The sequence below is a fragment of the Actinopolymorpha sp. B11F2 genome, from assembly GCF_040195635.1.
Taxonomy (GTDB): domain Bacteria; phylum Actinomycetota; class Actinomycetes; order Propionibacteriales; family Actinopolymorphaceae; genus Thermasporomyces.
The window spans coordinates 456,879-483,466 of the sequence record NZ_JBEFTX010000003.1 but is presented as its reverse complement, the minus strand read 5'-3'; the positions used below and the strand labels follow the sequence as shown (position 1 = coordinate 483,466).

Genomic DNA, 26,588 nt, shown 5'->3' with positions numbered 1-26,588 from the left:
CAGGCGCACGTTGTCGGAGGTTCCTCGGGGTAGAGCCCCGACAAACCTCCGACAACTTTGCCGCTCTGGACCGTCAGGCGGAGGCGGTGAGGGCCAGCTCCACCTCGGCGACCGTGCCGAGCTTCGCTTCCACCGAACCCTCGGCGGTCGCGCTCTTCGGCGCGAGCGCCCGCACCGTCCACGTGCCCGGCGCGGCGAAGAACCGGAACACGCCGTCGTCGCCGGTGGGCACCTCGGCGGTGAACTCGCCCGACCCGTCGAGCAGGCGTACGTACGCCCCCTTGACGGGCTGCGCGTCACGCCGCACGACGCCCTGGATCACCGCCTCCTTGGCCAGGTCGACTCCGGCCAGCGCGGCGCCACCGACCGGCGCGCCGCAACCGTCACCTGCACTCATGACGCCTCCCCAGGCTGGTCGCCGAGCGAGACGGGCACGCCGACCAGCGAGCCGTACTCCGTCCAGCTTCCGTCGTAGTTCTTCACGTTGGCCTGGCCGAGCAGCTCGTGCAGCACGAACCAGGTGTGCGAGCTGCGCTCGCCGATCCGGCAGTAGGCGATGGTGTCCTTGCCGAAGTCGACACCGGCCTCGCCGTAGATCTCCTTCAGCTCGTCGTCGGACCTGAACGTGCCGTCCTCGTTGGCCGCCTTGCTCCACGGCACGTTCACCGCGGTCGGGATGTGGCCGGCCCGCTGCGCCTGCTCCTGCGGCAGGTGCGCCGGGGCGAGCAGCTTGCCGGTGTACTCGTCCGGCGACCGCACGTCGACCAGGTTGCGCTGCCCGATGGCGTCGACCACCTCGTCACGGAACGCCCGGATCGCCAGGTCGGGGTCCTTCGCGACGTACTGCGTGGCCGCCCGCGACGGCGCCTCCTCGACGAGTGCCCGGCTGTCGAGCTCCCACTTCTTCCGGCCGCCGTCGAGCAGCTTGACGTCGGCGTGGCCGTAGAGCTTGAAGTACCAGTACGCATAGGCGGCGAACCAGTTGTTGTTCCCGCCGTACAGCACGACCGTCTGGTCATTGGCGATACCGCGCTCGGACAGCAGCTTCTCGAACTGCTCCTTGCCCACGAAGTCGCGACGGACGTGGTCCTGCAGATCCTCCTTCCAGTCCAGCTTGATCGCGCCGGAGATGTGGCCCTTGTCGTAGGCGCTGGTGTCCTCGTCGACCTCGACGAGGACGACCTTCGGATCGTCCAGGTGTTCTTCCACCCAGTCGGCGGAAACCAGGGACGTGTCACGGCTCATGCGGAAGCCTCCTTGCTTGGTGATTGGTGAGTGAGTGCCGACAGGGCGCGACGACCGAGCAGGTATGCCTCGCAGCCGAGGCAGAGCCCGAATGCCGCGTTGAGGAACGCGGCGATGAGTGCGAGACCGGTGGCGACGGCGCCCAGTGTCGTCGCTCCGGACAGGTAGCCCACGATGCCCAGGACGGCGAACGCCAGCCCGACACCCTGGGCGAACCGCGGTGGCGCCTCCGCCTCCAGTTCGCCCGGTGGGCCCAGCCGGGGCCGGACGAGCCGCGCGAAGATCAGTCCGTACGGAGACCGCCGCAGCCCGAACGCCACGCCCACCGCGAAGACGACCGCCTGGAGGGCCAGGAGCCAGGAACTGTCCGTGACGAGGACGATCGCCAGGACCACCGCGGTAACAGCGGCGGCGAACCGGAGCCCGCGCGGGTCGAGGATCGCGCCCGGCTGGCCGGTCGACCCGTGCGGGGTTGACGCTGTCGTTGACATGGGCGACGGCTGAGGTCTCTGGTCCGAATCCGACATGGCTACAACGCTCCTGTGGCGAGGCGGAGGCCGGGATGAGGGAGCGGAGAATCCACGCGGGGATCCCGCTCAGGACGGCGCCACTCTGCGAACGCTCGACGCATCCGACGGATGCGGGGCAGAAACGGACTAACGCCGTCCGATCAGGACGTACGACACAGACAGGTCGACGTGCGGCAATGATCCACGGCACGTCGTTTGGTCAACAAAGTCGTACGCAACACGCTGTTCAGGCTACGGACCGTTGCCACTACTGTCACGGCCGTCTCGCATAATGGGCAGCCGCATCAGGCAATGAGACGGCCAAAGTGCCCGCAGCACCGCAACCCAGCCACCGAAGCAACCCCTTCAGCGAACTGGCGCCGCCTTCCAGCAGTACGGCAAACCGGCGGGTCAGGCGATCAGCCGGCGGGAACGGAACGGCCCACGTCGGCGCTGTCGCGAGAGGCGGGTCGCCGACGCGGCCCGGCGCACGGCCTGCCCGTAGATCGCGGCCATCCGTTGGGCGTACTCCGCCGGGGTGTTCTGCTCGGCCCGCCGGCGCGCGTCGTCGCCCACCTGCTTGCGGTGGTCAGGGTCGGTGAGCAGGTCCTCCATCGCCTCGGCGTACCGCATCGCGTCGGTGGTCCCGAAGACTCCGGTGCCGGCGAGCGGCCCACTGCCGTACAGCGCCTCGTCGGCCAGAACCGTGGGCAGCCCGGCGAGGGCCGCCTCCTGCACGACCAGCCCCTGCGTGTCGGTGAGGGACGGGAACGCGAACACGTCCGCCGCGGCGTAGGCCTGGGCCACCTGGTCGGGCGGAAGCTGGCCGGTGAGGATCGTACGGCCGACGATGCCGGCCTGGTCGAGCAACTTGTGCACCCAGCGGGGCTCGTAGACCGCACCGACGAGGACCAGGCGGGCGGAGGGTACGACGCCGGCGAGCCGGCCGAATGCCTCGGCGAGCAGGTCGATGCCCTTCTCGTGGTTGACCCGGCCGACGAACAACACGACCTGCTCGTCGGCGTGGATGCCGTGTCGGCGACGGAACTCCTCGCCCGAACCGGGCGGGACGCGCGGCAACGACACCCCCGCGGGGGCCAGATAGATGCGGGCGTCCTCGACGGGCAGCCGGCAGCGGGTCAGGATCGCCGGCGTCGGGACGAGTACGGCGTCGGCGTCGGCGAGCAGCAGATCGGTGCAGGCGTCGACGACCGCGTTGCGACGTTCGGTGCGCGTGCCCCCGCGGGGAATGTCCGGCTTCGGGCTGCCCAGCCGGCGGGCCGCGCAACGCGCGATCCCTGACAGGACCCGCGAGGGCAACCGGTAGGCATCGGCGTACGCCCGAAGATCGGTGTGGTAGGTCTCCACCAGCGGCAGCCCCAGCTGCCGGGCGGCGAGGATGCCCAGCAGCCCGACCGGCCCGGGCGTGTGGACGTGGACCACGTGCGGCAGCCAGTGGGCCACCCGCTCGACGTGCTTGCTGCGCGGCCAGGCCGCGACGCGGTACTGCGCGACGCCACAGGGCACCGACGGCAGCCGGAAGAGCTCGACGTCACCGGTGGCCAGCTGGTCAGGGTGCCTCGGCACCACGAGCAGGCTCGCGTGCCCCTGGTCGGACATCGCCGCGGTCAGCGTCTGCAGAGCGGTCACGATCCCGTCGCGACGCGGCAGCCACGTATCGGAGAAGTGGGCGACCCGCAGGGTCGGCCGGTCCGTACGCGCGACGAGTGCCGGGTCGAGCGGGATCACGGGTGCGACGCCTCCCATACCGGCGCCGCGACGGATGCGGCATCGCCCAAGCAGTTGGCGGAGGTCCATGGACCGGCTCCTCGTGTCGGCCAGCGGTTCATCCTCAGCACACCATTCGTGAGCGTCAAGATGGCGCACTTCGGTCATGCACGGACTGGAGCAAGCTCGACTCCGGCGGTAAGCCTGGCATGGCCCCCCTCCGCGATGGTGTCGCGGGGGTGACATCTGCCGAAATCGGGGGTAACCCGACCTTTTCCGGACCTACACACCTTCCGATGGGGGTCTTATACCCCTCGAAGCGGACTCGGCAACAGTGCCACCGGCCTCTCACCAGCCGAATCGCGGGTGGTGTCAGCGACGCTTCGCCCGAGAGGAGGGTACGCCTGCCGGCATCGCGCCGGACAGTCTTGACACGATGGCTCAGGTCACCCGCTGGCCGGTGGCGCGCAGCAGGGCCGCCAGAACGTCCGGTCGCCTGGGCTGTCCCGACGCCCGGACGACGACCTTGCCGTCGGCGTCGAGGACGAAGACCGTGGGAGTACGCATGATGCGCAGGCGTCGAACCAGGTCCAGCTGGGACTCGGCGTCGACCTCGACGTAGGCCACGCCCTGCTCCTTGCCGGCCACGTCGCGCAGGAGCGCCCGGGTGGCGCGGCACGGCGCGCAGAACGCCGAGGAGAACTGCACGAGGGTCGCCCGTTCGCCGAGCTCGTCGCCCACGTCGGCCGCGGTCAGCACCTCGACGACGCCGTCGGCCGGCGGCGCGGGGGCACTGGCGTCCGCGCGCGGGGACGGTCCGGCGTCCCGGAAGCGGCCGTCGTACCGCCGCTTCGCCACACCCAGCACCGTCGCAACGGTGAGGGCGACGACAAGGGCGGCGAGTCCAGTGGTCATGGATCCAGAGTACGAGGCCGGACGAATACGCCAGAGCGGGAAGTACCTGGCGAACCGTCCCAGGTAGCGCTGGGGCGGGCCGTTCAGCCTTCGAGCTTGACGATCGACTCGTAGCCGGGCGCGAAGATCTCGATCCGGGACACCTGGTCCGCCGACACCGCGACCCCTCCGCTCCACCGGACGCCCTTGTCGTACGCCACCTTCCAGCTGCCGCCGTCCCACCGGTTGCCCGACGCGTCGTAGACGACGAGCGAGCAGACGTCACCCTTCTTGACGCCGGTCAGCACGATGTCGACCTTCGTACCCCACGCGACGGGGTTCATCGTGACGACGGCGTTGACGTTCGAGTCGGGATCGACGGCCGACCACTCCACCGGCGGCGCGGTCAGGTGCGGCGTCGCAGAGGAGGGTCCAGGCGACGGCGTGGTCGGCTGCGCGGACGCCGATGGCGTCGTCGGCTGAGCCGACGGCGTGGGGAGCGCGACAGGTTGGTGCGGAGTGACCCAGCGCCCGACCGCCCAACCTCCGCCACCGACGGCGATGGCGACCAGGGCGGCGGCAACGAGGGCGGTACGCCAACGGCCGCGGCGTTCGCGCCCGCGTTCGGCGCGCACCCGCTCCTGGAGCCGTTCGAGGCCGCGTTCGTCCGGGTGCGGGAAGCCGTCGATCACCTCGTCGGCACTGACAAGGCCCAGCAGGGTGGGTACGTCGGCGAGCTCCGCCTGTGCGGCCTGGCAGTCAGGGCAGCCGGCGAGGTGTTCGCGCAGCTCCGTCGACTCGGCCGGATCGAGTGCCCCGAGGACGTCGACGCCAAGCGCCGCGCGGGCTTCCGCGCAGTTCATAGCGCTACCTCCGGGGTGATACCGCGCTCCTCGAGCAGGAGCTTGAGCTGCCTCAGTGCGTAGTAGGTGCGACTCTTGACCGTGCCTGGGGGTACGCCGAGGTTCGCCGCGGCCTCGGCGACCGAGTGACCGCGGTAGTAGACCTCCACCAGCACGTGCCGATGGTGCGGCGCGAGCTCCGCCAGCACCTCGATGACCTCCCAGGACAGCATCGCCCGATCGATGTCGTTCTCAGCGGTGGGAACGACCCGCAGAGCCTCCTCGCCGACCTCCGGCGGGCGGGCGCGGCGTGCCCGTTCACCGTCGACCACGATGTTGCGGGCGACGGTCGCCAGCCACACTCGTTGCGGACCGCGGGCCGGGTCGAGTGACTCCGGGTGCCGCCAGGCGCGGAACAGTGTTTCCTGTACGACGTCTTCGGCCCGCTGACGGTCTCCTCGTACCAGCCGCAGGACGTAGCCGAAGAGCGCACCCGCGTGCTCGGCGTAGAGCGCGCGGATCAACTCGTCGTCGGTGGTCTCACCGCGTGACACCGCCGACCCCACACCCATTTCACGTGTGGGACGCTGCGGAGGTTCATTCGGCACGGGGGTGATGGTCGCACGAAACCCCGTGACGGTGCACCGGAATGATCACCGGGCGGCGAACATCGGTCCGGGCCGCCCCGCCCCCGCTTCCTGATCAAGCGGAGTCCGTCACCGACCTCGTGAACCGCACCACCTAGCCGCCGGCGTACGGCGGGAGGACCTCGATCCGCGCACCGGCCGTCAGGGTCACCGCAGCCGGGTCGCGGGCACCCACCGGGTCACCGTCGACCAGTACGGAACAGAGCTGGAGAACCTGCGCGAACCGGGGCCGATCGGCGTGCCGGGAGCGTACGTCGGCGAGAACGTCGGCGAGCGTCACCGCGCTGACCTGCTCCTCAGCCAGCCCGGACGCTTCCTTCGCCGCCGCCCAATAACGAACAGTGACCGTCACCTCGTGGGACACGTGGGATATCCTGCCTCCAACCGGCGGACCTGGGCGACATCGCCGTCATCGGGTTCCAGGTCCCTCATCAGCAGGGAGACGCCCCGGTGAGCACACTTCTCTTGCTGACGAACGCGCTGCAGCCGTCCGCCGAAATCGTGCCCGCACTCGGACTTCTCGCCCATCACGTCCGGGTCGCCCCGGCGGAGGCGAGTGCGCTGCTCGACGTCGGCCCGGCTGACGCGGTACTCGTCGACGCCCGCTCCGAACTCGTCCAGGCGCGCAGCCTGACCCGGGTCATTCGTACGACCGGAATCGACGTTCCCCTCCTCATCATCGTCACCGAAGGCGGTCTCGCCGCGGTGAACGCCGACTGGGGCATGGACGACGTACTCCTCCACAACGCCGGCCCCGCCGAGGTCGACGCCCGGCTGCGGGTCGGCATCGGGCGGCTCGCGCTGAAGTCCGCCGAGCAGGACCGGCCCCACGTGATCCGGCGCGGTGAACTGGTGATCGACGAGGACACCTACACCTCCCGACTCGGCGGGCGCACGCTCGACCTGACGTTCAAGGAGTTCGAGCTCCTGAAGTTCCTCGCCCAGCACCCAGGGCGGGTCTTCACCCGGCAGCAACTGCTGCAGGAGGTCTGGGGCTACGACTACTTCGGTGGTACGCGGACCGTCGACGTCCACGTGCGGCGACTGCGAGCGAAGCTCGGGCCGGAGTACGAAGCGCTGATCGGCACTGTCCGCAACGTCGGCTACCGCTTCGTCGCGCAGCAGATCGCCCAGGACGTACCCGAGGACGAGTCGGACGCCAGCGATGCCGCCGCTTCCGCGCCCCGGTTGGCTGACTCGCGGGTTCCCGACGACGCCCGCACTCTCACCCACGACTCCGCTGGCGACTGACGGGCTTCGCGACGTTCGCCTTGAGCCCGAACGGTCGTCTGCCCTAACGGGGTATCCGGCGCAACTGGAACCGGTGACGGGTTGGATCGTGCGCATTGACCGCGCTGGCGTCTGTGAGCGCCAAGGCTGCGGGCCCGGAGCCTTCCCAGGACCCCAGGCAGCCAGCTCCACAACGCAGGGCGAACCACGACTCTGAGTCGCCCCCATCCTGAACTGCTGTGTCCGCAGCTCTCGCGGCCCGGCCATCCCAACGGTAGCTAAGGTGGGTCCGGATGGTCCCAACTTACCCACAGGCTTGCGCTTACTCACAGTAAGTCTCGATTGCCTAGAGATGGTACGTTTCGGGGGCCTGCCAGGATTGGTTCATGGGCGCGACGACGATCGGCTCAGACCTACTGGTCCCACGCTTGGCTGCGGCCGCGGGACTCATGGTCGCTGGCGTTGGGGGCGTAGGGATCACGGTTTGGCTCGGTGGACTCCACATCCTCACGCTTCTTGTCCTCCTCCTTCCTGCCACTCTCGCCTGGATGTGCGTGATCATTTTGGTCGATCGCATCCAGCTCCGCCTCGACGGTCGCGGCTTGCGGGTTTCAGGGCGGCGCCACCAGGTGGCCTACTCCTGGAACCAGATCGAGCGAGTCGGGCTCGTACGCTACGGATCCCACGAGTGGCTGGCGATCTGGATATCGCAAGAGGCGGGCCGGCCCAAGCAGAAGTTCATGTACCCGGCATGGGTAGATGATCCCGGCGCCGTACTGCTCGGCCGAATGGATACCTGGAAGGCCACCAGCTACGAGTTGGAACAGACCGTCTCCCGCCACGCCGAAGGCAAGTGGAGCAACGACGCGACTGCGCGCAGTTGAGCATGGACGGGGCGGAGGGCTGCGGCGCCGCCCTTTTCGTTCGGTGGAGACTCGCTCAGCTGGTTGGGGTGATTCGGCCTTCGCCGCCTTCGGGGTAGTCGGCCGCGAGGACCTTGCCGGACAACCCGGCCTCGAGGTACTCCTGCAGCGCCTGCTGGTACGTCGTACCGACGGGCGTGAAGTCGAGACCCTTCAGCGGGTACGCATCACCGCCTCGCGCCGAGAAGTCGTTTGTCGCCAGCGGGATCGCCGGTCCGTCGACCACCTGACCGTCCTCGACCAGGACCGTCCCGTCGTCGAGCACGAGCTGGCGCACCCGCTCCCCGGGCGTGACGATCTCGCCGGTGCTCTCGTCGACGACCTGGGCCTGCCGGGCCACGTCGTAGGTGAATGACAGTCCCGACACCTGGGTGAACGCACCGGCCGCCGAGGGCAGACCCGCGACCCCACGCTCCAGCAGCTGACGCAGCGTGTCCCGCGGCACCTCCGGCACCACGGCGACGAAGTTGGCGAACGGCGCCACGTCGTAGGTGTCCAGCGCGGTCACGTCACCGGCCGGAATGAGTGCGTCGTTGCGGATGCCGCCGCCGTTCTGGATGCCGACGACCGGCTCTGGCACGCCGTACTCCGCCGACTGCTGTGCACCTGCCCACACCAGCGCGTCGGCGAGGAGGTTGCCGAGGTTGGTCTCGCCGCTGCGTACGTGGTCGCGGACGCCATCGAGCCCGACCTCGCTCTGCGCCACGACCGCCTCCTCCAGCGCGGCGACGTGCGCGGCAACCGGCTCCTCGACACGGGCGAGGGTCCAGCCGTCCTTGCGTACGGCATCGTCGCCGGCACCGGAGACGCGCACCGGCAGGCTCCGTTCCTCGTCGACTCCCAGCAGCCGACCGGCGCGATCGAAGCGGAGCACCAACTGCCCGACGTACTTGTAGTTGCCCGTCGTCGTCACCACTGGCACCTGCCGGCCGTCGGCGTCGTCCGCCCACAGGGGGTAGCCACGTTCGGCCTCGTCGCCCGGGATCAGCGCGTCGCCCTCGTCGGCGAGGATCTCGCCACCTCCCGCGCCCACCACGACATCGACGCCGCGCAGTTGCGGCACCAGCGCCAACTCGTTGTCGATGTCCTGCAGGTGGCTCACGAGCAGGATCGTGTCGACGCCCTGCTGAGTCAGCTCGCGCGCCTCGGCGTTCGCGATACCGGCGAGGTCGGTCAGCACCTTCACGCCGCGCGGGCTGGAGATCGTCGGCAGCTCCGGCGTCGTGAGGCCGATGACGCCGACCCGCTCACCGGCCGTACGCACGATTGTCGACGTACGGATGACGCGCTTGTCGGCGTACTCCTGCAGCCTGGGTTCGGCACTCACGTCGAGGTTGGCCGACACGAACGGCAACCGGTCGTCGAACCCCTCCATGAAGTCCGCGAGGACGTCCGGACCGAAGTCGAACTCGTGGTTGCCGATCGCCGACACGTCGAGGCCCAGCCGCCGGATGGCGAGGGCGTCGTAGAAGGGTGGGCCCTGCTCGAGACTCGCCGAGAACTCCGGTCCGGCGAGGAGGTTGTCGCCACCGGAGAGGGTGAGGAGTCCACGTCGACCACCCCGCAGGTCGGCCGGCCCGAGCCGCGCCTGTTCGCGCAGGCGGTCCCACTGGGTCGCGTAGCGCGCCGCGCCGCCGTAGGCGCGTTCCTCGTCGGGTTCGATCGTGCCGTTGCCGTTGGTGTCGCCGTCGACACCGAGCAGCTGCGACTCGTCGTCGTTGGTGTGCAGGACCGTCAGCGTGAAGTCGGCCCGACCGCCATCGGTAGCCGCGCCGGCCGCCGGGGCGGTCCCGAGTACGCCGATCCCGACCGCCGCGAACCCGACAGCTGCGACTCCCGCCACGGCACGGATCCCACGTCCACCAGCCGATCCCCTCCGCGCCATGCGGCCCTCCGCCTCCCTTCGCCAGAACGCTGATGGCGGCGTCGCATTCGATCACCGCACGCCGTACGGTACCGACGCTGGCGCCCGGTTGGCGGCGTTCGTCCACAAACCAGGGCCAGGCAGGACGGCGATCTTCGGCACGACCAGCCGTACGGTGGGGGAATGAGTGAATCGCCGGATGTCGTACGCGTCACCGGTCAACTCGCTCCCGGCGAACTCGCCGGCGTCGAGAGCCTGGTGGCGGCCGCCGCCCGCGTCGACGGGGTCCGCGCCCTCGACGAACAGGCCTCGCTGCACCTGGGCGCACCAGGATCCACCCATCTGCTGACGGGCGACCGGCGACTGATCACGGGGTACGCCCGACTCGAACGTGCTGCCGATCCTGACGCCACGCTCTCCACCGGGCCCGGACGCGACGACAGTCCAGGGACCGGCACCGCCCCAGCAGCCGGCACCGCCCCGACGCCCGACGCGGCCGCCGACCTCGTGGTCCACCCCGACCACCGCCGCCGTGGCCTCGGCCGCCTGCTCCTCGACCGGTTGCTCGAGCACGCCGCCGGACGTGCAGTCCAGATGTGGGCCCACGGTCCACACCCCGGGGCCGAACGACTCGCCGCGGCGACCGGGTTCGTACCCGTCCGCGAACTCGCCTGGCTTCGGCGCCCGCTGGCTGGTCCCGATGCGCCGCCGCTCCCCGACGGACCCTCTCCGGCGGGCGTCACGATCCGGACATTCCGCCCGGGCCACGACGACGACGCCTGGCTCGCCCTCAACGCGGCGGCGTTCGCGCAGCATCCGGAACAGGGCCGGTGGACACGGACGGATCTCGACGCACGGCTGGGCGCGGCATGGTTCGACCCGGCGGGCTTCTTCGTGGCCGAACGCGACGACCGGCCGGGTCAGCTGGTCGGGTTCCACTGGACGAAGGTGCACGAAGGGGAGGTACGCGGCGACGGGCCTGGCCCGGTGGGCGAGATCTATGTCCTCGGCGTCGCGCCGGAGGCGCAGGGCGCCGGACTCGCCAAGGCCCTCGCGGTCGCCGGGCTCAGGTATCTGCGCGACCGCGGCCTGCGGACCGTCATGCTGTACGTCGAGGCCGACAACGGCCCGGCTGTCGGCCTCTACACCAGGCTCGGGTTCGCCCACGAGGCCACCGACGTGATGTACCGGCACCCCTGATCAGCGCCGACCGCCCAGCCGCCGAACCGGGCCGCCCGGCCGCCGGAACCGGACTGACCGGCCGCCGGAACCGAGCCGCCGGAACCGGGCCGCCGGAACCGGGCCGCCGGAACCGGGCCGCCGGAACCGGGCCGCCGGAACCGGGCCGCCGGAACCGGGCCGCCGGAACCGGACTGACCGGGAGATCCCGGTCGCGAGCTACCCCGCGTTCACACAGCGGTGTCACGATGGCAGTGTGAGTTCGCAGCTGATCCGCCCCGAGGTCGCCGAGTACGACATCGAACCGCCGTACGACGTGTCCGGGGGCGACCTTCCCGCCGACCGGTTCCTCGACCGGGAACTGTCCTGGCTGCACTTCAACACCCGGGTGCTCGAACTCGCCGAGGACCCCCGGATCCCGCTGCTCGAACGGGTCCGCTTCCTCGCGATCTTCGCGGCCAACCTCGACGAGTTCTTCATGGTGCGGGTGGCCGGCCTGAAGCGCCGGATGGCGGCCGGTGTCGCGGTCCGCGCCGCGTCCGGGCTCCTCCCCCGCGAGGTGCTGGAGGCGATCTGGACCCATACGCAGGAGCTGATGATCCGCCACGCGTCCTGCTTCCACGATCAGGTACACCCGCAGCTGGCCGGCCAGCGCATCCAGATCCTGCGCTGGGCCGATCTCGACGAGTCCGCGCAGAAGCGCATGCACGACCTCTTCGGCGCGCGCGTCTTTCCGGTCCTGACGCCGCTCGCAGTCGACCCGGCCCATCCGTTCCCCTATATTTCGGGCCTTTCACTGAACCTCGCGGTCGTCGTACGCAATCCACAGACCGGCACGGAGCACTTCGCGAGGGTGAAGGTCCCGCAGATCCTGCCCCGTTTCGTGCCCGTCGACGACGGTCGCTTCGTCCCGCTCGAGGATGTCATCGCGGCCCATCTCGACCAGCTGTTCCCCGGCATGGAGATCCTGCAGCACCACACGTTCCGGGTGACCCGCAACGAGGACCTCGAGGTGGAGGAGGACGACGCCGAGAACCTCCTGCAGGCGTTGGAGCGGGAGCTGATGCGGCGGCGGTTCGGCCCTCCGGTCCGGCTGGAGGTCGAGGCCTCGATCGATCCGCACGTCCTGGATCTGCTGGTCTCCGAGCTCGGGGTCAGTCGTGCGGAGGTCTGCCACCTCACCGGGCCGCTCGATCTCACGGGCCTCTCCACGATCGCCGACCTCGACCGGGCCGAGCTGAAGTACGCCGCGTTCGTCCCCGCCACCCACCGCGACCTCGCGGAGGTCGAGAGCTCCCACCCGCCGGACATCTTCGCCGCCGTCCGCCAGCACGAGGTGCTGCTGCACCATCCGTACGACTCGTTCTCCACCAGCGTCCTGCGGTTCATCGAGCAGGCCGCGACCGACCCGCAGGTGCTCGCGATCAAGCAGACTCTCTACCGCACCAACGAGGAGTCGCCGATCGTCGACGCGCTGATCGACGCCGCCGAGGCGGGCCGGCAGGTCCTGGTGGTGGTCGAGATCAAGGCGCGGTTCGACGAGGAGGCGAACATCCGCTGGGCGCGCAAACTGGAGCAGTCCGGCTGCCACGTGGTCTACGGCTTCATCGGGCTGAAGACGCACTGCAAGCTGTCGTTGGTCGTACGCGACGAACCCGACGGCATCCGCCGCTACGCGCACATCGGCACCGGCAACTACAACCCGAAGACGGCGCGGCTCTACGAGGACCTCGGGCTGCTCAGCTCCGACCCGGTGCTCACCACCGACCTGAACGCGCTGTTCAACCACCTGTCGGGTTACGCCCTGACAACCGAGTACCGCCGGCTGCTCGTGGCGCCGCGGACGATCCGGGACGGGCTGATCGATCGGATCACGGCGGAGGTCGACCACCAGCGGGCCGGACGTCCGGCACGGATCCGGATCAAGGCCAACTCGCTGGTGGACGAGGCGGTGATCGACGCGCTCTACCACGCCTCCCGCGCCGGTGTGCCCATCGACCTGCTGATTCGTGGGATCTGTGCGCTGAAACCCGGAGTACCTGGGCTGTCGGAGACGGTACGGGTGCGAAGTATCCTCGGCCGGTTTCTCGAACACTCGCGGATCTTCTGGTTCGCCGGCGGTGGGTCACCGGAGGTCTGGACCGGTTCGGCCGACCTCATGCACCGCAACCTCGACCGTCGCGTCGAGGCGCTCGTCCAGGTGGTGGCGCCGGACCATGTGGACGAGCTGACCGACCTGTTGGATCTGGCGTTCGACGAGGGTACGGCGGCGTGGGTGCTCGACGGCGGTGGCTGGAGGCAACATCGGGTTGACGCGGACGGTGCGCCGCTCCTGGACCTGCAGGACCATCTGATCGCCACCAAGCTCCGGCGGCGCTAGTCGTGGCGCGTGGGCGGGCAGGCTCAGGGGTCGAGACCGGGACCGAGGTCGAGCGGAAGTTCGGTGTCGACGAGGCGTACGCGGTCCCCGACCTGAGCGATGTCGTGACCGTGCGCGAGGAGGGGACGGACGTCCTCGTCACCACGTACCTCGACAGCGCTGACCTGCGGTTGTGGCGGGACGGCATCGTGCTGCGCCACCGCAGCGGTGGGCCGGACGCGGGCTGGCACCTGAAGTTCCCGGCCGCCGTCACCGACGGCGGAGGCGTGACGGGCGCGGCGAGCGCGGCGGGGGGAGGTGCGGCGCCGGACACCCGGGTGCGGTCGGAGGTACGCCTGCCCGCGCGGCGCGGCGACCACCTGGGCGCGCCACCCGCTGAGCTCCTCGGCCTGGTCCGGGTCGCCCTCGCCGGCGCGCAGGTCGGCCCACGGGGCCGGATCCGTACCGAACGCACCCGCCGGACGCTCCTCACACCCGGCAGCGCCGAGCTCGCCGAACTCGCCGACGATCGCGTGACGGTCGGCCCCGCCGATCTGGATGAACGGATCCCGCATCCAGAAACGGCGTCACCACCGGGGCCCCCGCGTGCGACGGGCATTCCACTCGGGGCGTTCCGAGAGCTGGAGCTGGAGGAACTCAACGGTGCGGCCACGCCTGAAGGCCGGCGTCTCCTCGACGCCGTGGCGACCCACCTGACGGACGCCGGTGCTCAACCGCCGGCCGCAGAGTCCAAGGCCGTCCGGGTGCTCGGCGACCCGGCCAACCTCCCGCCGGCCGTGCCGCCCGTACCACCGCTGTCTCCCGCCGCACCGGCGGCCGCGGCCGTGCGCGCGCACCTCGCGACGTACACCCGGGCGCTGCGGCGCGAGGATCTCCGCGTACGCCTCGATGCCGAGGACTCGGTCCACCAGCTGCGGGTGGCGACCCGCCGGCTGCGCAGCGGGCTTCGGGCGTTCCGGCCCCTGTTCGTGACCGGCTGGGAAGATGCGCTGCGTACCGACCTGCGTTGGCTGGCGACCAGCTTCGCGCCGACCCGCGACGCCGAAGTCCAGCTTGCCCGCCTGGTCGACCGGGCGGGGCGGCTACCGGACGCGGAGGCCACGGAAGAGGTCCAGACGTTCCTCCGTCGGCGCCTCGGCCGCGAGCTCGCGACCTCTCGCGGGGCGAGCCTGGCGGTGCTCGACACCGACCGTTACCTGGCTCTTCACCACCAGCTGCTCCAGGCCGCAGACGCACCCGCGACGGTGAAGGCCGCGAAGAAACCCTGCGCGGAGGTGCTGCCGCCGCTCGCGCGCCGGGCGTACGGACGACTGGAGAAGGCCGCCCGCGGTCTCGACGCGGACGCGCCGGACACCCGGTGGCACGAGGTACGCATCACCGCGAAGCGCGCGCGGTACGCCGCCGAGGCATGCGCACCCGCGCTCGGCAAGCCCGCGAGGCGGCTGGCCGGCCAGCTTTCCCGGGTCACCGACGTGCTCGGGGAGCACCAGGACGCCGTGGTCGCCGCTGCCACCCTCACCCGGCTCGCGACCTCCGGCCGGGTCCCGGCGCGGGTGGCGTACTGGCTCGGCGTGCTCCACGCGGAGGAACGCGCTGCAGCCAGGGTCGCCCGAGAGTCGTTCGGCGACGTGTGGCGGGAAGCCGGCCGGCCGAGGTACCACCATTGGTTGGACGAGGAGCGCTGACCCATGGAAGGGCGTACGACAGGGTCCGGCGGCCGACGCGTGGTCGAGGCGGCAGGAGCCGTCGTCTGGCGCCAGGGAGACCACGAGCAGGTCGAGGTGCTGCTCATCCACCGGCCGAAGTACGACGACTGGTCGTTTCCCAAGGGCAAGCTCGAACCCGGTGAACGCGCGCAGGGTGCGGCAGTCCGCGAGGTACGGGAGGAGACCGGCGTCCACGTGCGGCTCGGTCCGGTCCTGCCGAGCGTCCACTATCCGCTCGCGAACGGGTCGGACAAGGTGGTGCGGTACTGGGCCGCCACTCCCCACGACCCCGGACGCCCGGCCGCCCCAGGTGCCCCCCACGCACGCGCCGGCCCTTCGAGCAGAGGCCCAGACACGGCCCGTTCCGACAGCGCCCGCCCAGGTTCGGCCACCCCCTCAGGTGCCGCCGCGCGCTCAGGACCCTCCGCACGCCCAGGTGCCGCCGCAGCGTCAGGTGCCACCGCCCCTGGCACCGCTGGCACCGCGCGAGCCGCCGGAGCCGTGGCCAACCCGTCGTTCCAACCCAACCGTGAGGTCGACGCCTGCGCGTGGTTCGGGCGGCGCGAAGCGGCGCACCAGCTCACCCACCCTCGCGACCGCGCCCTCCTCGGCCACCTGCGCCCCGTGGCCACACAGACCCTCGTCGTTCTCCGGCACGCCCACGCCATCGAGCGCGCCCGCTGGCCGGGCCCCGACCCCGACCGTCCATTGAGCCCGGAGGGGATCGTTGAGGCGGAGCAGCTCCGGCCCACGCTCGATGCGTACGGCATCCGCCACGTGGTGTCATCGCCGGCGCGGCGGTGCGTGGACACCGTTCTTCCCGACGCCATCCGCCACGGCCTCAGCGTCGACGTCGACCCGGCGTTCGCCGAGGAGGCCCCGGACACCGTGGTGCGGGCGGCGGCGGTCGGGCTGCGGCGGGTGCGCGAGCCCACGCTGCTGTGTACGCACCGGCCGACGCTTCCGGCCATCTTCGAGGCGCTCGGTGTCACCCCGATCCCCCTCGACCCGGCCGAGTTCGTCGTCGTACACCTCCACGACAACGCCCCATTCGCGATGGAGCACCCAGACGGGAAGTGATCACGCTCTGCGTGATCACTTCAGTTCTCCGCCGCCGCCGGCGCAGGAGGCGGCGGCATCGACAGCCGGCGCGCCGGCAAGCGCACCGGACCGGCAGTTCACGTGACGTCCGCCACAGCGTCGCGCAGCCGTCACGGTTCCGCCGGCCGACGTTCACCCTTCGTTCACGCGAGCCGGGGAGCGGTTTCACCTGTACTGCCTACGTTCCGTGGTGACCGCGTATTTCCATTGACCCGAAGGGCAAGGGCAAGAACGTGAACCACAACCGGTTCGCCGCATTCGCGGCTGCCGCTCTGGGTGGCGCCCTGGTGCTGGCCAGCTGCGGCGGGCAGAACACCGGATCCGAGTCCACGACCGGCGAAGGCGGCCAAGGCTCCGCCCTCTCCGGAGAGGTCCGCGTGGACGGGTCGTCGACCGTTCAGCCGCTGACGGCGGCCGCGGGCGAGCTTTTCAAGGAGCAGGAGTCGGGGGTGAACGTCTCCGTCGGCACCAGCGGCACCGGCGGCGGATTCAAGAAGTTCTGCGCCGGCGAGACCGACATCTCCGACGCGTCCCGCCCGATCAAGGACGAAGAGAAGGCGGAGTGCGAGAAGAACGGCATCGAGTACGCCGAGGTGCAGGTGGCCAACGACGCACTCACGGTGGTCGTGAACCCGGAGAACACCTGGGCCGAATGCCTGACCGTCGAGCAGCTCAACACGATGTGGGCGCCTGAGGCCGAGAAGAAGGTCACCACCTGGAAGCAGGTCGACCCGAAGTTCCCGGCCGAGGAGCTCGACCTCTACGGCCCGGGCACCGACTCCGGCACCTTCGACTACTTCACCGACGAGATCAACGGTGAGGAGGGTGCCTCGCGGGCGGACTACAACGCCTCCGAGGACGACAACGTGCTCGTGCAGGGCGTCGCGGGCAGCAAGAGCGCACTGGGTTACTTCGGTCTCTCGTACTTCGAGGAGAACTCCGACAAGCTGAAGGCCGTGAAGATCGACGGCGGCAGCGGATGTGTCGAGCCCTCGATCGAGACCGCACAGGCCGGTGACTACGCCCCGCTGGGCCGTCCGCTGTTCATCTACGTCGCCAAGAAGGCGTACGCCGACAAGCCACACGTCAAGGCGTTCGTCGACTTCTACGTCAAGAGCGACGAGGAGATCACCGAGCTGGCGAAGTTCGTCCCGCTCAACGACGAGCAGCGCACCACGGCGCAGGATGCGGTCGCCGGGATCAGTGGCGCCTGACATCCGGCCCGTGCCGCAGCTGGTACCGGTATCCACCCTGCCACGGAGGATCGTCCAACCGTGACGACAACAACAGCCGCCGGTGGGGGTGCGACTCGCGGGTCGCGCTCCCGCCGCGGCGACTCTTCCCCGTTGCGTTCCTCGAGCCCGAGGTACGGCGAACGGATCATCAAGGCCGTCCTGGCCGGTGCCGCGGCGCTGTCGATCGTGATCACGGTCGGGATCGTGGTGTCGTTGCTCGTGCCCGCCGTGGAGTTCTTCGGCCAGGTCTCGGTCGTCGAGTTCCTCACCGACACCAGGTGGGCACCGCGGTTCTCCAACCCGAGCTTCGGCGTCCTGCCTCTCATCACCGCGACGGTGTGGGCGACCGTGATCGCGCTGGCCGTGGCGATTCCGTTCGGCCTCGGCGCCGCGATGTACCTCAGTGAGTACGCCTCGGCGGGCGCGCGCCGGATCCTCAAGCCGATCCTCGAGGTCCTCGCCGGAATTCCGACCGTGGTGTACGGATTCTTCGCGCTCGAGTTCGTCAACCGGATCTTCTTCCGCGAGATCCTCGGCCTGCCGTTCGGGACGTTCAGCGTGCTCTCCGCGGGGCTCGTGATGGGCGTCATGATCATCCCTACGGTGGCGTCGCTGTCCGAGGACGCCATGTCGGCCGTGCCGCTCAGCATGCGGCAGGGTTCGTACGCACTCGGCGCCAACCGGATGCAGACGACGCTCCGGGTGGTCTTCCCGGCCGCACTGTCCGGGATCGTCGCCGCGGTCGTGCTCGGCATCTCCCGTGCGGTGGGCGAGACGATGATCGTCGCCATCGCTTCGGGTCAGCAGCCGGTGATGCTGCTCAACCCGGTCGAGGGCGGCCAGACGATGACTGGTTTCATCGCCCAGGCGGCGCTCGGTGACAGCCGGGTCGGCTCGGTGGAGTACAACACCCTCTTCGCCGTCGGCCTGCTGCTCTTCGTCATGACGCTGGTGGTGAACCTCGTCAGCATCAGCCTGGTCCGACGGTTCCGGGAGGCGTACTGATGGCCGCTGTCACAACAACCGCTGGTGGTGCCGCGCTCGGCCGGGCCAGCGGCGGTGAACGGAGCGCGAAATCACTGGTGTTCCTGGTCGCCTTGTGGCTGAGCCTCTTCTTCGCCTTCGCGTTCCTGCTGACCCTGATCATGACGACGCTCATCGACGGGCTCCCCCGCCTCGACGCGACGCTGTTCACGAACTACACGTCGTCGTTCGCCGAGCGGGCTGGGGCACGGGCCGCGGTCCTGGGTTCGCTCATGGTCGTGGGCTTCTGCGCCCTGCTGGCCGTGCCGCTCGGCGTCGCCGCCGCGATCCACCTGGAGGAGTTCGCCGACCGGCACCGGTGGTACAACCGGCTGTTCGAGCTCAACATCGCGAACCTCGCCGCCGTACCGTCGATCATCTACGGCATGCTGGCGCTCGGCTTCCTCGCCGTCCTGGGCGTCGCCAACAAGAACATTGTCATCGGCGGGTCGCTCGCCCTCGCGCTGCTGATCCTGCCGGTCATCATCATCACGGCCCGCGAAGCGCTCCGCGCCGTACCCGCCGAGATCAAGGAAGGGTCGCTCGCCCTGGGCGCGACGGAGTGGCAGACCGTGTGGCGCCAGACCCTTCCGGCCGCGCTGCCCGGCATCGCCACCGGCACCATCATCGCCTTGTCGCGTGCCATCGGCGAAGCCGCTCCCCTGCTGCTGCTCGGTGGGCTCGTGTTCGTCACGTACGATCCCAACGGCCTGCTCAGTGGCTTCACGACCCTGCCGATCCAGATCTTCAACTGGGTCCAGCTCCCGCAGGCCGACTTCAAGACGGTCGCCTCCGCGGCGATCATCGTTCTCCTGGCGATCCTGCTGGCGATGAACGGCCTCGCCATCTACATCCGCAACCGCTTCCAGCGCCGCTGGTGATCCCGACAACGATGAGGGCTTCTCACATGGCACACAGGGAACCCATGACACCCACGCACCCGACCTCGACGGCGTCGAGCAGCGACGGCGCCGCCGAGCAGGGCGGCGAAACCGCGGCCGGTCAGGGCAGCACGGCCAGTCCGGTGGACCGCGCCGGGGCCAACGGCACCGGCACCGGCTCCGGCACCGCCCAGCGGTACGTCGAGCGACCGCCCCTCACGGAGCATCAGTTGCCGACCACTCCGGCCGCGGTGATGGAGTGCCGCAAGCTCAACGTCTTCTACGGTGCGTTCCATGCCGTCCACGACGTGGACCTTCCGTTCGGCCACAACGAGATCACCGCGCTCATCGGACCGTCCGGATGTGGGAAGAGCACGGTCCTGCGCTGCCTCAACCGGATGAACGACCTGATCCAGGGCGCCCGCGTCCAGGGTGAGGTGACGTTCCGGGGAGAGAACGTCTACGGCGCCGGGGTCGACCCGATCGAGGTACGCCGCCGGGTCGGCATGGTGTTCCAGAAGCCGAACCCGTTCCCGAAGTCGATCTATGACAACGTGGCGTACGGCCCCCGGGTGACCGGCATGAAGGTCGACGACATGGACGCCGTCGTCGAGGAGGCGCTGCGCGGCGCCGCCCTGTGGGACGAGGTGAAGGACAAGCTCAACCAGAACGCCTACAGCCTGTCCGGCGGCCAGCAGCAGCGGCTCTGCATCGCCCGGACCATCGCCGTTCAGCCCGACGTCATCCTGATGGACGAGCCCTGCTCCGCCCTCGACCCGATCGCCACCGCGCGGATCGAGGACCTCATGCAGTCGCTGCGCGAGCAGTACACGCTGGTCGTCGTGACGCACAACATGCAGCAGGCGGCACGGGTGTCTGACCGTACGGCGTTCTTCACCGCCCGGCCCGACGAGACGACCGGCAACCGCACCGGCATGCTGGTGGAGTTCGACACCACGTCGAAGATCTTCTCGAACCCGTCGGAGAAGGCGACCGAGGCCTACATCACCGGTCGCTTCGGCTGATGCGACAAGAGCGCTCGGCCTGGCGGGCACCCAACGTTCGCCCGTCGCGGCGTGCCCGGGCCTGCCGTGCCAGTGCCCGGCGACAATGACCACGCTGCCCGGCGACAATGACCACGCTGCCCGGCGACAATGACCACGCTGCCCATGCCTGTGTCAGCCGGCACAGGCGTCGACACCTCGCAAGGGAGCACTCGCCTGGTCGGCAAGGCCTCCCCGCCCGCTCCCCACCTCTCCCCGCCCGCTCCCCACGTCTCCCCGCCCGCTACGCCGCCCTCGTGCTCGCAGAGGCTCGGCTGAACGCTGACCGGATCCGCTTGGCGAGCTGCGTACGACGCTCCGGAGCGAGGTCGGCCCAGGTCAGCCGGACGACCTCCAACCCGAAGTGCTCTCGCAGGGCATCCTCGCGCAGCTTCTCCCGCCAGACGACCTCGCCAGGGTCCGCATCATTGCCTAGGTCGCGGTAGTACTTTCGCCGGCCGTCGAACTCCGCCACTGTCCCGTACTCCCGGAAGAGGAAGTCCGTCCTGGCGACGACAGATCCATCGCGCGTCCGGAAGACAGCTTGCAGCTCGGGCGTGGGGAGCCGAAGCTCGTCGAAGGCGACGCGAGCAAGCGACTCGCCCGGGCTCTCGCTGCGACCGTCCGCGAACGCAACGACCCGGCTGGCGGTCCGCGAGCCGGCCCAGTCGCGGCAGGCGAGGAGTTCGGTCACGAGCTCGCTCCGGTTCACACCTCGACGGAGGCCGCAGTCGGCTACGACGACGCCGGCGTCGAACGAGGAAAGGCGCGCGAGGTCCAGCACAGTCCGAGCCACACTCGTCACCGCGACGCCGCCAGCCGCACACACGGTCCGTGCCTCGAGGGCACCGCGGTGGTGGCAGACTCCCGCCTCGATCCTGGCGGAGCGCAGCTCAGGTCGAGTCAGATGGACCAGGGACAGGTCGGCCTCTGCCATGTCGAGATCGTGTACGACGCCCGCCGACCAGTGACTTGCGACCGCTGGCCCGTCCACCCGCAGCAATGCCGAGCGGACCTCGACAAGGTGTCGGCGGTTGGGGGACATGGTCTCGTACGTGTGCGCGTCGATGTAGACGCCGCGGCGAATACGGTGCCACTCACCGGAGCTCACCAGCCGCTGGATCTCCCTGTCGCTTACGCCGGCAGCCAGCGCCTGGGGCCGGGTGAAGATGCCTCCGCCGGCAGCCATGGAGGTCACCGACGGCCGGCCATGGATGAATTCGGTCATGCAGCAGACGATGGCTCTTCGCTGTCTGGCACATGCGGTCGTGCAGAAGACCTGTGGAGAACCTTGCCGGTGCGTCACCTGTGGAAGAAACCGAGCGCTGATGCGGCCAGGGTCAGCGGCAGTGACGCATCTTTTCGGCGCGAACGCTCAGATCCGCCACCAGCGACCAAGCCGTCCAGGTCGGCCACCCCGCCGCCATTCCCCAGGTCGGCCACCTTGGTGGCCCACGCCGCCCAGGTCGGCCACCCCGCCGCCATTCCCCAGGTCGGCCACCTTGGTGGCCCACGCCGCCCAGGTGAGCCACCCCGCCGCCATTCCCCAGGTCGGCCACCTTGGTGGCCCACGCCGCCCAGGTGAGCCACCCGCCACCATCCCGCCCAGGTCGGCCACCTTGGTGGCCCACGCCGCCCAGGTGAGCCATCTGTTGCCCTGTCAGCCAGGCAAGCGGCCATGTCAGCCAGGCGAATGTCAGCCGGGCAAGGTGCCGACACCTGTGAGGAGACCACTGACCAGCTCAGCGTGGTCATTTGCGGCGACCGCGGATCAGGACCGGCAGCCGGTGGAACTCGCCCGACGGAAGGAGCATTGCCTCAGGTGTGCCAGCCAAAGTGCCGCAGCTGTGGAGCCGGGCAGATGGGCTGGGCCTACGGGAGGAAGAGGCGGGCGAAGGCGTACACCAACGCCGCTACCGCCGCCGCCATCGGGATGGTGAGCACCCAGGCCCGCAGGATGTTGCCCGCCATGCCCCACCGAACCGCGGAGAGACGGTTGGTCGCGCCGACACCCATGATCGCCGAGCTGATGGTGTGGGTCGTCGACACCGGGGCATCGAGACCGATGGCCATCACGTAGAGCACGCTCGAGGCGGTCGTCTCCGCCGCGACGCCCCGCGCCGGGTCGAGCTTGATCACCCGCCGTCCGAGGGTACGCATGATCCGCCAACCGCCGGAGTAGGTGCCGAGCGCGATCGCGCCCGCCGCGGACAGCTTCACCCACAGCGGCACATCCGTACCAGTGTGAAGGTCGGCCGTGACGAGAGCCAGGACGATGACGCCCATCGTCTTCTGGGCGTCCTGGAGCCCGTGACCGAACGCCATGGCCGCCGCCGACACCGACTGGCCGGCGCGGAAGTGTCGGTTGACCTTGTTCGGGCTGGTCCTACGGAAGATCCAGAGCAGTCCGACCATGACGAGGTAGGCCAGGGTGAAGCCGAGCAACGGCGACATCACCATCGGGACGACGACCTTGTCGAGGATCACGTCCCAGTGCACCGTCACCGAGGCGGCCATACCGGCTCCGATGAGCCCGCCGATGAGGGCGTGCGATGACGACGATGGCAGCCCGAGCCGCCAGGTGAGGAGGTTCCAGGTGATCGCACCGATCAGGCCGGACAGGACGACGGTCATGCCGTGCGAGTCGACGCTCGGCGTGATGATCCCGCTGCCGATCGTGCTGGCGACACCTTCGGAGACGAGCGCGCCGGCGAGGTTCATCACGGCGGCGAGGGCGAGGGCGACGCGAGGGGTCAGTGCGCGGGTCGAGATCGAGGTCGCGATCGCGTTGGCCGCGTCATGGAAGCCGTTGGTGTAGTCGAAGACCAGGGCAATCGCGACGACCGCCACAACGAGGGCAAGCTCCATACCGCCTGCTCACGACTCCTTGACGGCGATCTGCTCGACCGTGTTGGCGACCTTCTCGAACGCGTCGACCGCCAGCTCGAGCTGCTCCACCACGTCCTTCAGTTTGAGGACAGTCAGGGCGTCGTACGCACCACTGAACAGCTTCGCGACCATCTGCCGGTGGATCTGGTCGCCGAGGTTCTCGAGGCGGTTGATCTCGATCCAGTACTCCTCGAGGTGGCGCATCGTCCGCAGCCGCGGCATCGCCTCGGCCGTGAGATCGGCCGCCCGTTGGAGCACCTCGACCTGCTCCTCCATGCCTTCGGGAAGGATGTCGAGCTCGTAGACCGCGATGGCGTCGACCGCGGCCTCCATGTAGTCCATGACGTCATCGAGGCCGGCGGCGAGGCGGTAGATGTCCTCCCGATCGAACGGCGTCACGAAGGTCGAGTTGACCCGCCGGATGATCTCGTGGGTGGCTTCGTCGCAGCGGTGCTCGGCGTCCTTCATCAGCCGAGCGGTGACCGTGCGGTCGTTGTCGTCGACCAGCAGCTCGGCCAGCAGACGGGCGCCGTCGACGAGGTTCGCCGCGGACTTGGCGAACAGATCGTAGAACGTCGTGTCTACCGGTGTGAGTCGGAAGCGCACGGCGAACTCCTGTCGAAGTCTTCGTGTCCGGTCCAGCGATGGCCCGGGCCAATGCTAGGGGGGTTGTCAACGGTGGGTCACGACGGCCACGAGATCGAGGGCGCCGACGACCACGACCAGTGCAGCGGCACAGACAGTGAACCCACCCCGGGCGAGCAGGACCGCAGCAGGGCCTCCCATCAGACCGCGATATGCACGATGAGTGACCACCCAGGCGGGAACAGTGAGCGCAAGGACGACGAATCCGGCGATAGCCGCCCACAGTCCCGTAGCCGAGGAGCTGCGGATCAGCAGGGCCCCGTTGACCGCGAGCGCGAGCAGGGTGCGGTTCCAAGCCATGGCCGTGCGCTCCAACTGGGCGGCCTGGTCATAGACCCGGGTCGGCGCCCTGTCGCCCGCCGGTCCGGCCGCCGTCATTCGTGCCCCCACCCCGACCACTGACCCATCCGAAGATCCACTTGCCCTACCCGAAGACGACGAGGGCGATCACGGCCAGCGACACCACCAGCGCTGATGCGGCGAGGCCGAGTGGCATCAGAGTGGGTGGGAGGGGCGCATCCCGGCGCATGGCGGCGACGTTGGCCCGCCACCTGACGTACGCGCCGATCGACGCCGCGATCCCCGCGACTGCGAGGACGCTGCTGATCAGGCGCCGGATCCGGAGATCCTCGACGGCGGTGAGGAACTGCATGGCCGCGACACTCGCGGCGTCCAGGGCGAGGGCGGTACGGACGTAGGCGAGGAAGGTCCGCTCGTTGGCGAGGGTGAACCGGTAGTCGGGCTCGCGGACGCCGGGAGCGTCCACACCGGCAGGCTCACTGCTGGCGTCCGCGGTGCCGGCCGTGTCACCGCCGGCGTCCGCGGTGCCGGCGCGGTCGGCGCTGGCCATGTCGGCGCTGGCCATGTCGGCGTTGGCCGTGTCGGCGTTGGCCGTGTCGGCGTTGGCCGTGTCGGCGTTGGCCCCGTCGGCGCTCTCGGCGCTCTCGGCGCCGGTCTTCCGGACGCGGGCGCTGTGTGCGGACGAATCTTCGCCGGACGGATCACCGGCTCCGCCAGCCGTCCTCGCGTCCTCGGCCACGGTCCCATCCTCGCACCCGAGAACGTTCGATGATCCCAAGCGGGACAGGGCGCGCCGCCGCGACCTCGCCCGGGCCATCGCCGCATGTCGCCTCGGGACACTATGGTCAACAGGAAAGGCTTCGACACGGCAGCAGCACCACCGCCACCAAGACCACCACCAGCAAGACCACCGCCACCAAGACCACCAGCAGCGCCATCAAGATCATCGCCATCCAGGGGGTTCACCACATGGACGCCGGCCTCACGCCCGCCGAGCTCGAACTGATGCGCAAGGGCTTCGCCGACAACCCGGCCTACCGCCTCGCCCAGAACGCGCTCACCCAGACCTCGCTCGACGACCTCGCGCTCGACCGGGAGATCGTCGTACGCACGGACCGGTCGGTGTCCCACCTGCTCGACGACTGGAGCGCGACCAACCAGAAGAGCAGCGGCCGCTGCTGGCTCTTCGCCGGCCTCAACCTCCTGCGGGTCGGCGCCATGACGAAGATGAACCTCAAGAAGTTCGAGTTCTCGCAGAACCACGTGATGTTCTGGGACAAGCTGGAACGGGCCAACTACTTTCTCGAACAGATCATCGACACCGCCGACCGGGACGTCGACGACCGCACGGTCGCGCACCTGCTGCGCGATGTCGCGGGCGACGGCGGGCAGTGGAACATGTTCGTCGCCCTCGTCCGCAAGCACGGTCTCGTGCCCAAGTCGGTGATGCCCGAGACGCAGAGCTCGTCCGCAACGGCCCGGATGAACGACATTCTGCGCCGGGTGCTGCGCCAGGGCGCCCGTGACCTGCGTACCGCGACTGATGTCGACGCCGCCCGGCAACGCAAGCAGGCGATTCTCGAGGTGGTGCACCGCGTTCTCTGCATGCACCTCGGCACCCCTCCGGAGCGCTTCCACTGGCAGTGGACCGACAAGGACCGGGCCTTCCACCGCGACGGAGAGCTCACGCCGCAGGAGTTCGCCGAGAAGTACGTCGACCTTCCACTGGACGACTACGTCTGCCTTGTCCATGACCCGCGCGAGAGCAGTCCCCAGGGCAGGACGTTCACCGTCGACCGCCTCGGCAACGTCGTCGACGGCCCGCGGGTCATCTACCTCAACGTCGACGTCGCCCTCATGAAGACCCTTGCCAGGCAGACGATCGTCGACGGCGAACCGGTGTGGTTCGGGTGCGACGTCGGCAAGATGATGCGCCGCGACATCGGGATCTGGGACGCCGGGCTCTACGACGTCGGCGCCGTCTATGACACCGAGTTCGACCTCGACAAGGCCGACCGGCTGCTCTTCCACGAGACGGCGATGACCCACGCGATGCTCTTCACCGGCGTCGACATCGAGGGTGAGTCCGCACGGCGCTGGCGGGTGGAGAACAGCTGGGGTGACAAGGACGCCGACCAGGGTTTCTACACCATGAACGACTCGTGGTTCGACGAGTACGTCTTCGAGATCGCCGTACGCCGTGACCGGCTGCCCGCGGAGCTCCAGGCGGCGCTCGTCGAGGAGCCGATCGTGCTTCCCGCGTGGGACCCGATGGGCGCACTGGCTCGTACGCACTGACTCCAGGCAGCCCACCTGGGGCGAAG

Annotated in this window: 25 protein-coding genes; 11 read left to right on the top strand and 14 right to left on the bottom strand. The window is 69.7% G+C overall.

Features of this window, described 5'->3' with window-relative positions; all coding sequences use genetic code 11:
* Positions 1–73: 73 nt before the first annotated feature.
* From ABN034_RS08670 to ABN034_RS08635, 8 genes are all read right to left on the bottom strand, one after another.
* A complete protein-coding gene (locus tag ABN034_RS08670; RefSeq protein WP_349690471.1) occupies positions 74–397 on the bottom strand; it encodes a DUF1416 domain-containing protein in 324 nt (107 codons plus the stop codon).
* The gene (locus ABN034_RS08665) at positions 394–1,245 is read right to left on the bottom strand and encodes a sulfurtransferase (RefSeq protein WP_349690470.1); all 852 of its coding nucleotides are present in this window, start codon (positions 1,243–1,245) and stop codon (positions 394–396) included. The genes ABN034_RS08670 and ABN034_RS08665 overlap by 4 nt, the downstream gene beginning before the upstream one ends.
* A complete protein-coding gene (locus ABN034_RS08660; protein WP_349690469.1) occupies positions 1,242–1,736 on the bottom strand; it encodes a DUF4395 domain-containing protein in 495 nt (164 codons plus the stop codon). The genes ABN034_RS08665 and ABN034_RS08660 overlap by 4 nt, the downstream gene beginning before the upstream one ends.
* Before the next feature lie 429 nt (positions 1,737–2,165).
* Positions 2,166–3,572, bottom strand: a complete 1,407-nt coding sequence (locus ABN034_RS08655; protein ID WP_349690468.1) for a glycosyltransferase — start codon at positions 3,570–3,572, stop codon at positions 2,166–2,168.
* Positions 3,573–3,923: 351 nt separating this feature from the next.
* Positions 3,924–4,397: a TlpA family protein disulfide reductase gene (locus ABN034_RS08650; RefSeq protein WP_349690467.1), complete on the bottom strand. Its 474-nt coding sequence runs from the start codon at positions 4,395–4,397 to the stop codon at positions 3,924–3,926.
* 83 nt (positions 4,398–4,480) lie between these two features.
* Positions 4,481–5,239 (bottom strand): zf-HC2 domain-containing protein, encoded by a 759-nt coding sequence (locus tag ABN034_RS08645; RefSeq protein WP_349690466.1) that lies wholly within the window; start codon positions 5,237–5,239, stop codon positions 4,481–4,483.
* Positions 5,236–5,826: a sigma-70 family RNA polymerase sigma factor gene (locus ABN034_RS08640; protein WP_502878989.1), complete on the bottom strand. Its 591-nt coding sequence runs from the start codon at positions 5,824–5,826 to the stop codon at positions 5,236–5,238. The genes ABN034_RS08645 and ABN034_RS08640 overlap by 4 nt, the downstream gene beginning before the upstream one ends.
* A 133-nt stretch (positions 5,827–5,959) precedes the next feature.
* Positions 5,960–6,229, bottom strand: coding sequence for a MoaD/ThiS family protein (locus ABN034_RS08635; protein WP_349690465.1), 270 nt, complete (start codon positions 6,227–6,229; stop codon positions 5,960–5,962).
* Positions 6,230–6,315: 86 nt separating this feature from the next.
* Between ABN034_RS08635 and ABN034_RS08630 the strand changes: the two genes are divergently transcribed.
* On the top strand, positions 6,316–7,116 hold the full coding sequence (locus tag ABN034_RS08630; RefSeq protein WP_349690464.1) for a winged helix-turn-helix transcriptional regulator: 801 nt from the start codon (positions 6,316–6,318) through the stop codon (positions 7,114–7,116).
* A 365-nt stretch (positions 7,117–7,481) separates the two neighbouring features.
* Positions 7,482–7,979, top strand: a complete 498-nt coding sequence (locus tag ABN034_RS08625; RefSeq protein ID WP_349690463.1) for a hypothetical protein — start codon at positions 7,482–7,484, stop codon at positions 7,977–7,979.
* Positions 7,980–8,034: 55 nt separating this feature from the next.
* Here ABN034_RS08625 and ABN034_RS08620 read toward each other — a convergent pair whose 3' ends face one another.
* A complete protein-coding gene (locus ABN034_RS08620) occupies positions 8,035–9,861 on the bottom strand; it encodes a bifunctional metallophosphatase/5'-nucleotidase (protein WP_349690462.1) in 1,827 nt (608 codons plus the stop codon).
* Positions 9,862–10,065: 204 nt separating this feature from the next.
* On the opposite strand from ABN034_RS08620, the gene mshD reads away from it, so the two are divergent.
* From mshD to pstB, 8 genes are all read left to right on the top strand, one after another.
* Positions 10,066–11,082: a mycothiol synthase gene (gene mshD / locus ABN034_RS08615; RefSeq protein ID WP_349690461.1), complete on the top strand. Its 1,017-nt coding sequence runs from the start codon at positions 10,066–10,068 to the stop codon at positions 11,080–11,082.
* A gap of 277 nt (positions 11,083–11,359) precedes the next feature.
* Entirely contained in the window at positions 11,360–13,441 is a 2,082-nt protein-coding gene (locus ABN034_RS08610; protein ID WP_349690513.1) for an RNA degradosome polyphosphate kinase, read from the top strand.
* 2 nt (positions 13,442–13,443) lie between these two features.
* Positions 13,444–15,126 carry a CYTH and CHAD domain-containing protein gene (locus ABN034_RS08605; protein WP_349690460.1) on the top strand — a complete coding sequence of 561 codons (1,683 nt, stop codon included), beginning with the start codon at positions 13,444–13,446 and terminating at the stop codon, positions 15,124–15,126.
* Positions 15,127–15,129: 3 nt separating this feature from the next.
* On the top strand, positions 15,130–16,227 hold the full coding sequence (locus tag ABN034_RS08600; protein ID WP_502878988.1) for an NUDIX hydrolase: 1,098 nt from the start codon (positions 15,130–15,132) through the stop codon (positions 16,225–16,227).
* Positions 16,228–16,481: 254 nt separating this feature from the next.
* On the top strand, positions 16,482–17,462 hold the full coding sequence (locus tag ABN034_RS08595; RefSeq protein WP_349690459.1) for a PstS family phosphate ABC transporter substrate-binding protein: 981 nt from the start codon (positions 16,482–16,484) through the stop codon (positions 17,460–17,462).
* A gap of 60 nt (positions 17,463–17,522) precedes the next feature.
* Positions 17,523–18,488 carry a phosphate ABC transporter permease subunit PstC gene (gene pstC, locus ABN034_RS08590; RefSeq protein ID WP_349690458.1) on the top strand — a complete coding sequence of 322 codons (966 nt, stop codon included), beginning with the start codon at positions 17,523–17,525 and terminating at the stop codon, positions 18,486–18,488.
* Positions 18,488–19,387 (top strand): phosphate ABC transporter permease PstA, encoded by a 900-nt coding sequence (pstA, locus tag ABN034_RS08585; protein WP_349330172.1) that lies wholly within the window; start codon positions 18,488–18,490, stop codon positions 19,385–19,387. Before pstC ends, pstA begins: the two co-directional genes overlap by 1 nt.
* Before the next feature lie 254 nt (positions 19,388–19,641).
* Positions 19,642–20,412 (top strand): phosphate ABC transporter ATP-binding protein PstB, encoded by a 771-nt coding sequence (gene pstB, locus ABN034_RS08580; RefSeq protein ID WP_349690512.1) that lies wholly within the window; start codon positions 19,642–19,644, stop codon positions 20,410–20,412.
* Positions 20,413–20,674: 262 nt separating this feature from the next.
* On the opposite strand, the gene ABN034_RS08575 is transcribed toward pstB, so the two are convergent.
* The 5 genes from ABN034_RS08575 to ABN034_RS08555 form a co-directional block, all read right to left on the bottom strand.
* A complete protein-coding gene (locus ABN034_RS08575; protein WP_349690457.1) occupies positions 20,675–21,658 on the bottom strand; it encodes a type IV toxin-antitoxin system AbiEi family antitoxin domain-containing protein in 984 nt (327 codons plus the stop codon).
* 644 nt (positions 21,659–22,302) lie between these two features.
* Positions 22,303–23,298 carry an inorganic phosphate transporter gene (locus ABN034_RS08570; RefSeq protein WP_349690456.1) on the bottom strand — a complete coding sequence of 332 codons (996 nt, stop codon included), beginning with the start codon at positions 23,296–23,298 and terminating at the stop codon, positions 22,303–22,305.
* 9 nt (positions 23,299–23,307) lie between these two features.
* A complete protein-coding gene (locus tag ABN034_RS08565; RefSeq protein WP_349330175.1) occupies positions 23,308–23,925 on the bottom strand; it encodes a DUF47 domain-containing protein in 618 nt (205 codons plus the stop codon).
* A 66-nt stretch (positions 23,926–23,991) separates the two neighbouring features.
* On the bottom strand, positions 23,992–24,342 hold the full coding sequence (locus ABN034_RS08560; protein ID WP_349690455.1) for a DUF202 domain-containing protein: 351 nt from the start codon (positions 24,340–24,342) through the stop codon (positions 23,992–23,994).
* Between the two features lie 46 nt (positions 24,343–24,388).
* On the bottom strand, positions 24,389–25,003 hold the full coding sequence (locus ABN034_RS08555) for a YidH family protein (protein ID WP_349690454.1): 615 nt from the start codon (positions 25,001–25,003) through the stop codon (positions 24,389–24,391).
* A gap of 230 nt (positions 25,004–25,233) precedes the next feature.
* On the opposite strand from ABN034_RS08555, the gene ABN034_RS08550 reads away from it, so the two are divergent.
* Complete coding sequence (locus ABN034_RS08550) at positions 25,234–26,562, top strand: C1 family peptidase (protein ID WP_349690453.1); 1,329 nt, start codon at positions 25,234–25,236, stop codon at positions 26,560–26,562.
* Positions 26,563–26,588: the final 26 nt, after the last annotated feature.

Coding starts and splice junctions, on each gene's coding strand:
- ABN034_RS08670 (WP_349690471.1), bottom strand. CDS start 397: ATGAGTGCAGGTGACGGTTGCGGCGCGCCGGTCGGTGGCGCCGCGCTG.
- ABN034_RS08650 (WP_349690467.1), bottom strand. CDS start 4,397: ATGACCACTGGACTCGCCGCCCTTGTCGTCGCCCTCACCGTTGCGACG.
- ABN034_RS08655 (WP_349690468.1), bottom strand. CDS start 3,572: ATGGACCTCCGCCAACTGCTTGGGCGATGCCGCATCCGTCGCGGCGCC.
- ABN034_RS08645 (WP_349690466.1), bottom strand. CDS start 5,239: ATGAACTGCGCGGAAGCCCGCGCGGCGCTTGGCGTCGACGTCCTCGGG.
- ABN034_RS08660 (WP_349690469.1), bottom strand. CDS start 1,736: ATGTCAACGACAGCGTCAACCCCGCACGGGTCGACCGGCCAGCCGGGC.
- ABN034_RS08665 (WP_349690470.1), bottom strand. CDS start 1,245: ATGAGCCGTGACACGTCCCTGGTTTCCGCCGACTGGGTGGAAGAACAC.
- pstB (WP_349690512.1), top strand. CDS start 19,642: ATGGAGTGCCGCAAGCTCAACGTCTTCTACGGTGCGTTCCATGCCGTC.
- ABN034_RS08575 (WP_349690457.1), bottom strand. CDS start 21,658: ATGACCGAATTCATCCATGGCCGGCCGTCGGTGACCTCCATGGCTGCC.
- ABN034_RS08600 (WP_502878988.1), top strand. CDS start 15,130: ATGGAAGGGCGTACGACAGGGTCCGGCGGCCGACGCGTGGTCGAGGCG.
- pstA (WP_349330172.1), top strand. CDS start 18,488: ATGGCCGCTGTCACAACAACCGCTGGTGGTGCCGCGCTCGGCCGGGCC.
- ABN034_RS08625 (WP_349690463.1), top strand. CDS start 7,482: ATGGGCGCGACGACGATCGGCTCAGACCTACTGGTCCCACGCTTGGCT.
- ABN034_RS08560 (WP_349690455.1), bottom strand. CDS start 24,342: ATGACGGCGGCCGGACCGGCGGGCGACAGGGCGCCGACCCGGGTCTAT.
- ABN034_RS08570 (WP_349690456.1), bottom strand. CDS start 23,298: ATGGAGCTTGCCCTCGTTGTGGCGGTCGTCGCGATTGCCCTGGTCTTC.
- ABN034_RS08550 (WP_349690453.1), top strand. CDS start 25,234: ATGGACGCCGGCCTCACGCCCGCCGAGCTCGAACTGATGCGCAAGGGC.
- mshD (WP_349690461.1), top strand. CDS start 10,066: ATGAGTGAATCGCCGGATGTCGTACGCGTCACCGGTCAACTCGCTCCC.